The sequence below is a fragment of the Streptomyces sp. NBC_00443 genome, assembly GCF_036014175.1.
In the GTDB taxonomy this organism is placed as follows: Bacteria; Actinomycetota; Actinomycetes; order Streptomycetales; family Streptomycetaceae; genus Streptomyces.
Genome location: NZ_CP107917.1, coordinates 7,565,285 through 7,577,677, shown reverse-complemented (window position 1 = coordinate 7,577,677; position 12,393 = coordinate 7,565,285). Strand labels below are relative to the sequence as shown.

At 70.2% G+C, this 12,393-nt stretch carries 10 protein-coding genes and 1 pseudogene; 2 read left to right on the top strand and 9 right to left on the bottom strand.

Annotation, left to right across the window (positions count from 1 at the left end):
* Positions 1-56: 56 nt before the first annotated feature.
* Complete coding sequence (locus OHO27_RS34475) at positions 57-1,259, top strand: glycosyltransferase (RefSeq protein WP_328430637.1); 1,203 nt, start codon at positions 57-59, stop codon at positions 1,257-1,259.
* Positions 1,260-1,359: 100 nt separating this feature from the next.
* Positions 1,360-3,546, top strand: a complete 2,187-nt coding sequence (gene helR, locus OHO27_RS34470) for an RNA polymerase recycling motor ATPase HelR (RefSeq protein ID WP_328428869.1) — start codon at positions 1,360-1,362, stop codon at positions 3,544-3,546.
* 94 nt (positions 3,547-3,640) lie between these two features.
* On the opposite strand, the pseudogene OHO27_RS34465 reads toward helR, so the two are convergent.
* The 9 genes and pseudogenes from OHO27_RS34465 to OHO27_RS34425 form a co-directional block, all read right to left on the bottom strand.
* A pseudogene (locus OHO27_RS34465) lies at positions 3,641-6,492 on the bottom strand (DEAD/DEAH box helicase).
* 115 nt (positions 6,493-6,607) lie between these two features.
* Positions 6,608-7,558: a twin-arginine translocase subunit TatC gene (gene tatC, locus OHO27_RS34460; RefSeq protein ID WP_328428868.1), complete on the bottom strand. Its 951-nt coding sequence runs from the start codon at positions 7,556-7,558 to the stop codon at positions 6,608-6,610.
* Between the two features lie 47 nt (positions 7,559-7,605).
* Positions 7,606-7,899, bottom strand: a complete 294-nt coding sequence (gene tatA / locus OHO27_RS34455; protein ID WP_328428867.1) for a Sec-independent protein translocase subunit TatA — start codon at positions 7,897-7,899, stop codon at positions 7,606-7,608.
* 259 nt (positions 7,900-8,158) lie between these two features.
* Complete coding sequence (locus tag OHO27_RS34450; RefSeq protein ID WP_328428866.1) at positions 8,159-8,353, bottom strand: hypothetical protein; 195 nt, start codon at positions 8,351-8,353, stop codon at positions 8,159-8,161.
* Between the two features lie 20 nt (positions 8,354-8,373).
* Positions 8,374-8,667, bottom strand: a complete 294-nt coding sequence (locus OHO27_RS34445) for a hypothetical protein (RefSeq protein WP_328428865.1) — start codon at positions 8,665-8,667, stop codon at positions 8,374-8,376.
* 48 nt (positions 8,668-8,715) lie between these two features.
* Positions 8,716-9,732: a helix-turn-helix transcriptional regulator gene (locus OHO27_RS34440; RefSeq protein ID WP_328428864.1), complete on the bottom strand. Its 1,017-nt coding sequence runs from the start codon at positions 9,730-9,732 to the stop codon at positions 8,716-8,718.
* Positions 9,733-9,750: 18 nt separating this feature from the next.
* Positions 9,751-10,704, bottom strand: a complete 954-nt coding sequence (locus OHO27_RS34435) for a helix-turn-helix transcriptional regulator (RefSeq protein ID WP_328428863.1) — start codon at positions 10,702-10,704, stop codon at positions 9,751-9,753.
* A 168-nt stretch (positions 10,705-10,872) separates the two neighbouring features.
* Entirely contained in the window at positions 10,873-11,244 is a 372-nt protein-coding gene (locus OHO27_RS34430; RefSeq protein ID WP_328428862.1) for an FKBP-type peptidyl-prolyl cis-trans isomerase, read from the bottom strand.
* Between the two features lie 56 nt (positions 11,245-11,300).
* Positions 11,301-12,281, bottom strand: a complete 981-nt coding sequence (locus OHO27_RS34425; RefSeq protein WP_328428861.1) for an FKBP-type peptidyl-prolyl cis-trans isomerase — start codon at positions 12,279-12,281, stop codon at positions 11,301-11,303.
* Positions 12,282-12,393 lie beyond the last annotated feature (112 nt).

Sequence of the window (12,393 nt, the reverse complement as noted above, 5' to 3'; positions counted from 1 at the left end):
GCAGAATCTCCGGCCTAAGGCCAAGACCTGCGGAAACGGGGAGTCACGTAGTGCGTGTGGTGTTGTCGACCTATGGGTCGCGTGGAGATGTCGAACCCCTCGCGGCACTCACGGTGCCCCTTCGGGAACTCGGCGCCGAGGTGCGGGTGTGCGCGCCGCCGGACGAGGACTTCGCGCGGCGGTTGTCCGAGGTCGGTGTATCGATGGTGCCGGTCGGACCGTCGGCCCGTGAGCTGACGCAGGCGGTGCCGCCGCCGTCGATGCCCGAGCGGGCGGCCCAGGTGATCGCCGCCCAGTTCGAGGCGGTCGCCGCGGCGGCCGAGGGCTGCGATCTGCTGGTGGCGACCGGCATGATGCCGGCCGCGGCCGGCGCGCGGTCGGTGGCCGAGAAGCTGGGTATCCCGTCCGTGTCCGTGATCTTCCAGCAGCTCACCCTGCCGTCGCCGCACCGCCGGCCGCTGGCGTATCGGGGCCGTCCGTTCCCACCGGAGGTGACCGACAACCGGGTGCTGTGGGACCTGGACGCCCAGAGCATCAACGAGCTGTTCGCTGAGGCACTCAACACGAACCGGGCGGCGAACGGCCTGCCGCCGGTGGACGACGTCCGCGACCACGTCTTCGGCGACAGCCCCTGGGTGGCGACGGACCCGGTCCTGGACCCGTTGCACGAGATGCCGGGCTTCGACGTCGTCCAGACCGGTGCGTGGGTCCTCCCCGACGTCCGTCCGCTGCCGGCCGACCTGGAGGCGTTCCTGGACGCCGGCACCGCGCCGGTGTACGTGGGCTTCGGCAGCATGCCCATGCATGCCGCGGCGGACGCCGCCCAGGTGGCCATCGACGCGGTTCGCGCGCAGGGCCGCCGCGTCCTCGTCTCCCGCGGCTGGGCCGATCTCGCCCTGACCGACGACCAGGACGACTGCTTCGCCGTGGGCGAGGCCAACCACCAGGCACTCTTCCGCCGCGTGGCCGCGGTCATGCACCACGGCGGCGCGGGGACGACGTCCACGGCCGCCCGGGTCGGTGCGCCTCAGGTCGTGGTGCCCCAGCTGGCCGACCAGCCCTATTGGGCCGGCCGCGTGGCCGACCTGGGCATCGGCGCGGCGCACGACGGTCCGACGCCGACCTTCGAGTCCCTGTCGGCCGCACTCGAATCGGCCCTGGCCCCCGAGACCCGCGCCCGCGCAGCCGCCGTGGCGGCGACGATCCGCACCGACGGGGCGGACGTGGCCGCGAAGCTGCTGCTCGACATGGCCGGCTGACCCTGGCCGCCCACGTCCGCGTGAACCACGCGTGTTCTTCCCAGGCGCCGCCTTTCGCCGCGCGATGGTCGCCATCGACCGCACATTCGGAGCAACTGCCATGACCTACCTGACCACCAGCGCGTTCGACCTTCCCGACCGTCTCTCCGCCAAGGCCGACCCGAAGCTGATCGCAGCCGACGAGCAGCACTTCACGGCCATCGCGCGGTGCCTCGACGAGACGATCGCCGAGCTGACCGACCGCCTCGACGCCGCACGCAGGGCACCCGGCGGCATGGGCCGGGATGCCATGGACCGGGACACGGAGATCCACCGGCTCACCGCCCGTCTGCGCACCCTGCACCGCTTCGGCCTGGACCTGTGCCTCGGTCACATGGTCGGCGCCGACGACTCCGAGCCGGTGTACGTGGGGCGGCTCGGCCTGACCGACAGCACAGGCCGGCGGCTGCTGCTCGACTGGCGCTCCCCGGCTGCCGAGCCGTTCTTCGGAGCCACCCACGCCGATCCGATGGGCCTGGCGAGCCGCCGCAGGTACCGCTGGACCCGCGGCCGGATCAGCGACTACTGGGACGAGGTGTTCACCCCTGACGGGTTCGCGGGGCACCATGCCTCACTCGACGACCAGTCCGCTTTCATCGCCAGCCTCGGCAGCGACCGCTCACCACGGATGCGGGACGTGCTCGGCACCATCCAGGCCGACCAGGACGCCATCATCCGCGCGGGGTCGCGCGGCGCCCTCGTCGTCGACGGCGGCCCGGGCACGGGGAAGACCGTCGTGGCCCTGCACCGCTCCGCCTACCTGCTGTACTCCGACCCCCGGCTCGGTCACCGGCGGGGTGGCGTACTGTTCGTCGGTCCGCACCGGCCGTACCTGGACTACGTCTCCGACGTCCTTCCCAGCCTCGGCGAGGAGGGCGTGCAGACCTGCATCCTGCGTGACCTCGTCACCGAGGGAGCCGCGGCAACCGTCGAGGCGGACCCGGAGGTGGCCCGTCTGAAGTCGTCCGCGGACCTGGTGAAGGCGCTCGAGAAGGGCGTCAGGTTCTACGAGGAGCCGCCCACGAAGGGCATGACGGTCACGACCCACTGGTCCGACATCTGGCTGAGCGCCACCGACTGGGCCGTGGCCTTCGAGGCGGCGGAGCCCGGCACTCCGCACAACGAGGCGCGCAACCAGGTCTGGGAGGAACTGCTCACCATCCTGGTGGACAAGCACCAGGGCGACGCCTCCGGTGACGACGCACACGTCTCGCCCGACCTGGTCCGCAAGTCGCTGAGGCGGAACAGGGAACTGCTCACGGCCTTCAACCGCGCGTGGCCCCTGCTCGAAGCGGCCGACCTCGTCTCCGACCTGTGGTCGGTCCCCGCCTACCTGCGGCTGTGTGCTCCCTGGCTCAGCCGCGACGAGGTGCAGAAGCTGCAGCGTGCGGACGCCCAGGCCTGGACGGTGTCCGACCTGCCCTTCCTGGACGCGGCACGGCAGCGGCTCGGCGACCCGGAGGCGTCGCGGCGCAAACGGCGGCACGACGCCGTCATCGCCGCCCAGCGGGAGCGCATGACCCAGGTCGTCGACAACCTGATCGAGGCCGTGGCCAACTCCGGTGCCGACGGCGACGACGGCATTGGCCTGGTGACGATGCTGCGTGGCGAGGACGCCCAGGTCAGCCTCGTCGACGAGTCCGAGGTCTCCACTGCCGACCCGGACCTGCTCGCCGGCCCGTTCGCGCACGTCGTCGTGGACGAGGCCCAGGAACTCACCGACGCGGAGTGGCAGATGCTGCTGCTGCGCTGCCCGTCCCGGAGCTTCACCATCGTGGGCGACCGCGCCCAGGCCAGGCACGGGTTCACGGAGTCGTGGCAGGAACGGCTCAAGCGGATCGGTCTCGACCGGATCGACCTGGCCTCCCTGAGCCTCAACTACCGGACACCGGAAGAGATCATGACGGAGGCAGAGCCGGTCATCCGGGCGGCGCTCCCGGACGCGAACGTGCCGACGTCCATCCGCAGCGGTGGAGTTCCGGTCGCCCACGGCCACTTGTCGGACCTCGACTCGATCCTGGCCAACTGGCTCACCGGGCATGCCGAAGGCACAGCCTGCGTCATCGGCGCCCCCACATTCGCCCCGACGGACCGCGTCCGGTCACTTACCCCGGAGCTGTCGAAGGGCCTGGAGTTCGACCTGGTGGTCCTGTTCGACCCGGAGAGCTTCGGCGAGGGGATCGAAGGAGCGGTGGACCGCTATGTAGCGATGACGCGAGCAACGCAGCAACTCGTCATCCTCCGATGAGTTGCTGCCCCAGGGGCGCGGGGCTGCATCGGTATGCGGCTCCGCCGCGTGGGCGCGACCGACCACGACGATCCCCGCGCCCGCCCGGGAACCATCACCCCACGGACGAGTAGGCGACAACCCCCGGAGCAGCCCATCCACAGCCTTACGCGCACTCTTGGCCACGGTTGAGCCCTCCGCAGGAGACGCCGCCGCGATCTGCCCCAGCACATCGATCACCTGCTTGCACCACCGCACAAAGTCCCCCGCCGGCATCTCCGCCTCACGCAGCACCTCGTCCAGCCCCTTACCGCTGGCCCACATGTACGCGGCCCAGGCAAAGCCGAGGTCGGGCTCACGCTGCCCGACGCCCTCGGACTGCGTGATGCGGAAGTCCTCCTCCAGGGCGTCCAGCCGCCCCCAGATCCGGACCATCTCACCGAGCGCGGCCTTGGCCTTGCCCGACGGCAGTTTCGGGGCCATGGCGTCGTCCGCGGCCCTCGACTCGAACACCAACGCAGAGACACAGGCGGCCAGTTCGGCCGGACTGAGCCCTTCCCACACCCGCTCGCGGACGCATTCGCTGGCCAGCAGGTCGAGTTCGCCGTACAGCCGCGCGAGCCGCTTGCCGTGCTCGGTGACCTCGTCGCCGCGCAGATAGTCCAGTTCGGTCAGCAGAGCTACGATGCGGTCGAAGGTCCGCGCGATCGTGTTCGTGCGGCCTTCGATACGGCGCTCCAGCTGGGAGGTGTCCCGCAGCAGCCGGTGGTAGCGCTCGGCCCAACGGGCGTGGTCCTCACGGTCGTTGCACCCGTGGCACGGGTGCGCGCGCAGGGCCTTGCGCAGCCGCTCGATCTCGCGGTCGTCGGCCGCCTGGGAGCGCCGCTTGCGCTGCCGCTCGGGCGCGATGTGCCCGGCCTTGGTGCGCAGCGCGGAGGCGAGGTCCCGACGGGACTGCGGGGAACGCGGGTTGAAGGACTTCGGGATCCGCATCCGCTCCAACGCCTCGACGGGCACCGGGAAGTCCATCGAGGCGAGCCGCTTGACCTGCCGCTCGGCGGTCAGGACCAGCGGGCGCGGACCGTCGTGGTGCTCGAAGCCGCGGTGGCCGTTGGACCGCCCGGCCGGCAGACCGGGGTCCAGTACCAGCGCGAGGCCGGCGTACTTGCCCGTCGGCACATGGATGACGTCGCCCGGCTTGAGCTTCTCCAGTGCGACCGCGGCCTCCGCGCGCCGCTGTGCCACCCCCTCCTTGGCCAACTCGTTCTCGCGGTCCTTCAGTTCGCGGCGCAGGCGCGCGTACTCCTCGAAGTCCCCGAGGTGGCAGGTCATGGACTCCTTGTAGCCGTCCAGCCCCTCCTCGTTGCGCTGCACCTGCCGGGAGATCCCGACGACCGACTTGTCGGCCTGGAACTGCGCGAACGACGTCTCCAGCAGCTCGCGCGAGCGGTGCCGGCCGAACTGCTCGACCAGGTTGACCGCCATGTTGTACGACGGCTTGAAGCTGGAGCGCAGCGGATAGGTGCGGGTGCCCGCCAGCCCGGCCAGGTGGTCGGGGCTCATGCCGCGCTGCCACAGCACGACGGCGTGGCCCTCGACGTCGATGCCGCGCCGGCCCGCACGGCCGGTCAGCTGCGTGTACTCACCGGGCGTGATGTCGGCGTGCTGCTCGCCGTTCCACTTGACGAGCTTCTCCAACACCACCGACCGGGCAGGCATGTTGATGCCCAGCGCGAGCGTCTCCGTGGCGAACACGGCCTTCACCAGGCCGCGGACGAACAGTTCCTCGACGACCTCCTTGAAGGTCGGCAGCATGCCCGCGTGGTGAGCGGCTATGCCGCGCTCCAGGCCCTCCAGCCATTCGTAGTAGCCGAGGACATGCAGATCCTCGGTCGGGATGGCGGCGGTGCGCTCCTCGACGAGGGCGCGCACCCTGTCCCGCGCCTCCTCCTCGTTCAGCCGCAGTCCCGCGTGCAGGCACTGCTGGACGGCGGCCTCGCAGGCGGCGCGGCTGAAGATGAAGGTGATGGCGGGCAGCAGGCCCTCGGAGTCGAGGCGTTCGATGACCTCGGGGCGCCCCGGCGTCCACACCCGGGACTTCTGCCGGCGCTCCCGCTCCCGGTCGGCCTCGCGCATGGCGCGCCCGCGTCTGCGGTCCTGGAACGAGGGCCTGGTCGCCTCCATGCGGGCCAGCCGCGTGAGGTCGGGGTTGACGGCCTTCTTGTGGCCCTCGCCCTCCTCGAACAGGTCGTACATCCGCCGCCCGGCGAGCACGTGTTGGAACAGCGGCACGGGCCGGTGCTCGGAGACGATCACCTCGGTGTCGCCGCGGACGGTGTCGAGCCAGTCGCCGAACTCCTCGGCGTTGGACACGGTCGCCGACAGCGAGACCAGCGTGACCGACTCGGGGAGGTGAATGATCACTTCCTCCCATACGGCCCCGCGGAAGCGGTCGGAGAGATAGTGCACCTCGTCCATGACCACATGGCCGAGGCCGAGGAGGGTCTGCGACCCGGCGTACAGCATGTTGCGCAGCACCTCGGTGGTCATCACGACCACCGGGGCGTCGGAGTTGATGCTGTTGTCGCCGGTGAGCAAACCGACCATGCCGTCGCCGTAACGGCGGCACAGGTCGGCGTACTTCTGGTTCGACAACGCCTTGATGGGCGTGGTGTAGAAGCACTTTCTGCCCTGCAACAGGGCGAGGTGGACGGCGAACTCGCCCACGATCGTCTTGCCCGAGCCGGTGGGCGCGGCCACCAGCACGCCCTTCCCCGCTTCGAGCGCCTGGCACGCCTCGATCTGGAAGGGGTCGAGGCCGAAGTCGTACATCTCGCGGAATGAGGCGAGCGCGGTGGCCTGCTCGGCAGCACGCTGACGCGCTGCCGCGTACCGCTCGGCCGGTGAGAGGTCCTCTGTCATCGTGCTTTCGAGCGTACCGGGCGCCACTGACAACAGGACGATCATTATCCGGATCGCCGTCGGCCGAACCCGCGATCCGTGCAGCTCACGGCTGCGAAGCGGAAGCGGCCGGGCACGCCCTGTAGGCACCCGGCCGCACTGTTCTGGGATTCCGCCCCGGTCAGGTCACGTCGTCGTAGCCGTTGACCCGCTCGGTGGTGGCCTGCTCGGGCAGCGCCCGGCTCGCGGACACGGTCTCGACCTCGTCGATGCTCTCGGGGGTCAGATCGAGGTCGGACGCCTCGTCGTCGGCGGGAGCCATGGCCTCTCGGCGACGCCTGCGGCGGTCGTTGAGCAGGGAGACGAGGACCGCGGCGAAGTACAGGATCCAGATCGGTCCGGCGAGGGCCATCATCGTCAGCGGGTCGGTGCTAGGGGTCGCGATCGCCGCGAACACCGTGATGCCCATGATCATGCCGCGCCACCAGCCGAGCATGCGCTTGCCGGTGATGGCGCCGGTGAAGTTGAGCATCACCAGCAGCAAGGGCAGCTCGAAGGAGAGACCGAAGACGATCACCATGCGCGTGACGAGGTCGAGCAGGTCGTCCAGCGGCAGCAGGTTGTCGACGCCGAACGGCGTGAACTCGATCAGGACCGTGGCGGTCTTGGGCAGCACCTTGTAGGCGAAGAAGGCGCCGGCGAGGAAGAGCGGGAAGCCCGTGGCGACGAACGCGTAGGCGTACCCCCGCTCGTGCTTGTGCAGGCCGGGGGCGACGAAGCCCCACAGCTGGTACAACCAGACCGGTGCGGCCAGCACGACACCGGCCATCAGGGACACCTTCAGGGCCAGCGTGAACGGCGCGAGCAGACCGTTGATCGTGATCTGCGCGCACGGGTTCTGTTCGCGTGACGTCTTGGCCAGTTCCTCGAACGACTTCGGGCAGCCGACCGACTCGAGGACCGGCTTGGTGAAGAAGTTGATGATGTCCTGATAGAAGAAGGCAGCGACGACCGTGATGACGACGATCGCGAGCAGCGCTTTCGCGAGCCGGTTGCGGAGCTCACGAAGGTGCTCCGCGAGGGGCATCCGCCCCTCGGGATCCTTCTCCTCTTTGCGGGCAGACTTCAGCAACCCACGTTCCCATCTCGTGCGGCGGGCCGGAGGTCACCGGCCCTGCGTCAGCGCTTGGTCGTGTCCGTGGGCTCGTTGACCGGGCGCGAGCTGGTCACGTCGCCGGGAGAGGACTGGATCACACGCTGAGCCGGGGGCTGCTGGTCGTCGCTGGTGTTGTTCGGCGGGTCGGCCGGGGCGGCGGACTTGTTGTCGTCCTTCATCGCCTTCGCCTCGCTCTTCAGGATGCGAGCGGACTTGCCGAGCGAGCGCGCCATGTCCGGAAGCTTCTTCGCGCCGAACAGCAGGATGATGACGACGAGGATGAGAATGATCTCGGGGGCTCCGAGCCTTCCGAACATAAGTCTTTACCTTCTCACCGAGGCTGCTGGGGTGGGTGCTGTCCGATCGGTCGGACATGTGTCCGAACGATCGCGTTGACAGCGATCGTAACGCTCAGGGGTAAACGTGAGGCAATCCCCGTGCGTACTCCCTGTCCGCGGACCGGGCCTCGTTCTCCGGGCCGCGACCAGCAGCGTACCTGGACGAGACGTCAAGTTGACAGGGCGAAGTGGCCCAAAACGCATGCGAGGAGGGACTCACACCCAATCCTTGGCAGGGCTAGAGCGTGTCCACAGCCCGGGCCGCGCTCATGCTCGCCCGCTCCAGGTCCTCTGCCGCCCGGCTGATGCGCCGCGCGGAGTCCGTCACCTGCCGGCCGAGGCGCTGCGCCTCCAGGAAGACCCGCACGGCGAGCACACCGAGAACGGCGAGACCCAGGAAACCCACAGCTACCGCGAACATCGGCCAGAACATGACGCCGAGCCTAGACCGTCCTACAGCGTGGAGTGCAGCCGCAGGGTGCTGACCCCGCCGCCGGTCAGCAGCTCGACGATCCGCTCCCCCGCAGGCTTGCGGACGGACACCCCGCACTCGGGGCAGGTGAACGAGTAGAACGTCGTACGGCTGCTCCCGCCGATGACGAGGCGCAGTGCGCTCGCGGCAAGCTCGAAACGGCCCCGGCAGTCCGGGCAGCCCGCCTTGAACCTCACCGGCGTCACACTTCTCATCCCGGCGAACGCGGACGCCACCGTCATTCCCACCGCACCGGACGTCGCCGACTCGCTCAAAGCCCTTGCTCCCCTTCTTCGTGGTCGCTCGCCTCAGGGGGCGCTGTCCTACTGTCCGTCGTGAACCCCGTGCGCCCCGTGCTCGCCCTGCACCTCGGCCCCGTCGTACGCCGTCAGCGCCTCGCGGGCCGCCTGCCGGGCGCTGTCGGCCAGCGCCTGAGGCGAGACGATCCGGCCGTCGCGCCCGAGCCGCAGTGCGAGGCGCCGCAACGACGTGGGGTCGGGGGTGCGCAGAGTGATACGCAGCCCGCCGTCGGCAAGCTCATCGGCGCTGTCGTGCGGGTAGTACTCGGCGACCCAGCGCCCGCCCGGGCCGACCTCGACCACGACCTCGGGGTCCTCCGCGGCAGGCTGCACGAGCCCCTCGGACAGGTCCCGCAGCTCGATCTCGGGCGGCGCGGACGACTCGTCCAGGATCCTGATCTCGGCGACCCGGTCGAGCCGGAAGGTGCGGCGCGCCTCGGAGCGGCGGCACCAGGCCTCGACGTAGGTGTGGCCGACGCTGACCAGGCGGATCGGGTCGATCTCGCGCTCGGTGACCTCGTCGCGGGCCGGTGAGTAGTAACGGATCCACAGCCGGCGCCGCTCGGAGATCGCACGGTCGACGTCGGCGAAGACGCCGCCCTCGGACTCGAAGGTCACCGACAGCCGGGAGCTGGCACCGGCCGCCTCCCCGGCCGCGGCCTCCACCTTGGCGGTCGCCCGCAGGAGCGCCTGCCGGTCGCTCTCGCGCAGGCCGGGCAGCGTGGACACCGCGCGGGCCGCCACCAGCAGCGCGGTCGCCTCGTCGGCGGCGAGCCGCAGCGGCTCCGCGACGTCGTCGGGGTTGTGCCACCAGATGCGCTCGCCGTCGGTGTCGATGTCGAGCAGGTCACCGCCGCGGAAGCTGGTGCCGCACATGGGCAGCACGTCGAGGTCGGAGACCAGCTCGTCCTCGGAGATACCGAAGGCACGCGCGACGTCCTCGACGCGGGCGCCGGGACGCTCCCTGAGATAGGTCACCAGGGAGAGCATCCGCCGGGTCTGGTCGATGGCGTTGATGGGCCTGACCGGTTTGCCTGCCACTGTGTCGCTCCGCTCCCCTCAGCCCTTGGCCACGGCACGCAGCCGGTCCACCACGTCGGCCCGCAGCTCCGCGGGCTCCAGGACCACCACATCCGGCCCGAACTCCACGAGCCAGGCATCCAGCCCGTGGCCGTACGGAATCTCCAACTCGTCCCAGCCGTCCCCGAGTTCCCTGACCGAGGTGGCCTTCGCCCGAAGGGGGTAACCGGCGTCCGTGCGCAGCCGGATCCGCGCGGAACGGTCGGCGGTCTCCCCCGCCCAGCTCATGACGGTCTCCCGGACGGTGACGACGTCGGGGACCGGTGCGGTGAACCGCGAGCTGCGCGAGCGCACCTTGCCCGTGATGCGGGACAGCCTGAAGACGCGCTCCGCGGCACGGTCCCGGTCCCAGCCCGCGAGATACCAGTGGCCGCGCCAGCACTCCAGCGCCCACGGCTCGACATGCCGGGGCTCGGGGCGGGCGGCGGTGGCCTTGCGATAGTCGAAGATGACCGGGCGCCGGTCGCGGCACGCCAGCATCAGCGGCTCGAACGCGGCCTCGTGCACCGGAATACGGGGCTCCAGGGCGCCGTGCGCCTCGTACGGATCGACGTCCTCCGGCAGCCCGGCCGCGCGCAGCTTCTGCAGAGCGCCGCTGGCCGCGCCCGCGAGCCGGACCTGCTGCCACACCTTGGCGGCCAGGCCCAGGGCGGCGGCCTCCTCGGCGTCCAGGGTGATGGGCGGCAGACGGTTGCTGTCCCGGCGGGCGAGATAGCCGACCTCGCCGTCGAGGTTCTCCACGGTCTCGATGACCAGCCCGAGCTCACGCAGGTCGTCCTTGTCCCGCTCGAACATCCGGTTGAAGGAGTCGTCGGAGCCCGCTTCCAGGTACGCCTCGATGGACTCACGCAGCTCGCGCTTGCTCAGCGGTCGCCGCGTCCCGAGCAGACACAGCGCCAGGTTCATGAGCCGCTCGGCCTTGGCAATGGCCATCGACGCCCTTCGTCTTCCCTATGGTGCTTACGACCGATGACCGTACCGCCCCGCGGTGGCCCGGCAAAAGCCGAGGGCCCATGCCCGGACAGGCATGGGCCCCAGTCAGTCGGGTCCGGTCGCGCGCCGGTCAGACGCGACGAGCCGTACGCCGGCCGGACGCGACGATCAGACGCCCAGCAGGTCGACGACGAAGATCAGCGTCTCGCCGGGCTGGATCGCCGGGGTCGGGCTCTGGTTGCCGTAGGCGAGGTGGGCCGGGATGGTCAGCTGGCGGCGGCCGCCGACCTTCATGCCCTGCACGCCCTGGTCCCAGCCCTTGATGACGCGGCCGCCGCCCAGCGGGAAGCGGAACGGCGCACCGCGGTTCCAGCTGGCGTCGAACTCCTCGCCCGTGCTGAAGGCGACACCCACGTAGTGCACGGTGACGGTCTGACCCGCCTGCGCGACGGGGCCGTCGCCCTCCCAGATGTCCTTGATCTCGAGGTCCGCCGGGGGCTCGCCGCCCGGGAAGTCGATCTCGGGCTTGTCGATGCTCACTTCATCACTCCTTGTTGCGTGACCTGGGTCGCGACACGACCTCAAGGACACCTCGGTCAGACGACGTCGAGGATATCCACCACGAAGACCAGTGTGTTCTTGGACAGCTCGCTGTTGGGGCTGGAGCCGTAGCCGAGGGCGGGCGGGATCACCAGCAGCACCCGGTCGCCCACGTTCTTGCCGACGAGGCCCTTGTCCCAGCCTGGCACGACGGAGCCGGTGCCGATCTGGAAGGCGGTCGCGCCGCCGTGGTCCCAGGAGGAGTCGAACTTCTTGCCGTCCTCCCACTTGACCCCGGTGTACTGGGCCACGAGCCCCTGACCGGCCTCGACCTTCTTGCCGTCGCCCTTGATCAGCACCTGTTCCTTGAGGTCCTTGGGGGCCTTGGTGTTCTTGGGGATGGTGATGGTCGCCGCCTTCTGCGACGGGGCCTTCACCTCCGGCAGGCCCGCCTCGGTGGCCGCCTGCTCACCCTTGGCCTCGCCCTTGGCGTCGACGGCGCCGGCACCGGCCACGTCGACCACCCAGATCAGTACGTCCTTCTGGTTGATGCCAGAGGACGGGTTCAGCGATTCGCCGATCAGATCACCCGCGGTGCCCTGCACGAGGACACGGCTGCCCGGCTTCTGCCCCTTGACCGCGGCCAGGACCTTCTCGGGCAGCTGCTGGCTCGGCTTGCCGATCTGTTCGACGGACTGCCTGCGCGGCGTGCTCTCACCGGTCGTCGTGGCCGCCCAGGTGCCCCCCAGCTCCTGGTCCTCGCCCCACTTCTCGACGGTCCAGTCCAGGCGCACGAAGTCGGACGCCTTGGCGGCGGTTCCGCTGCCCTCCGAGACCGTCTCGACCACGGTCTTCCCGGACGGGTCGCCTTCCTTCGGCACGGAGATCTTGGGCTTCTCCCCGACCTTGCCGTCGACCTGGGCAACCCCTGCCGTCTCTCCCCCGTCGCTGTCGCTGTCCGAGCCGCACGCGGCGGTGAACAGCAGGGCGGGAACGGCCAGCAGCGCCGCGACACGGCGTTTCGTGTTGTAGTTCATCAGTCCCACTGGGCTCGGGGTGGCGGGCAATGGCCGCCACTCTACGACGAACATGCGCTCGGCACCGGTCGTCGCCCGACACGCCGACGCCCGGTGCCCGGAGGTATCACCA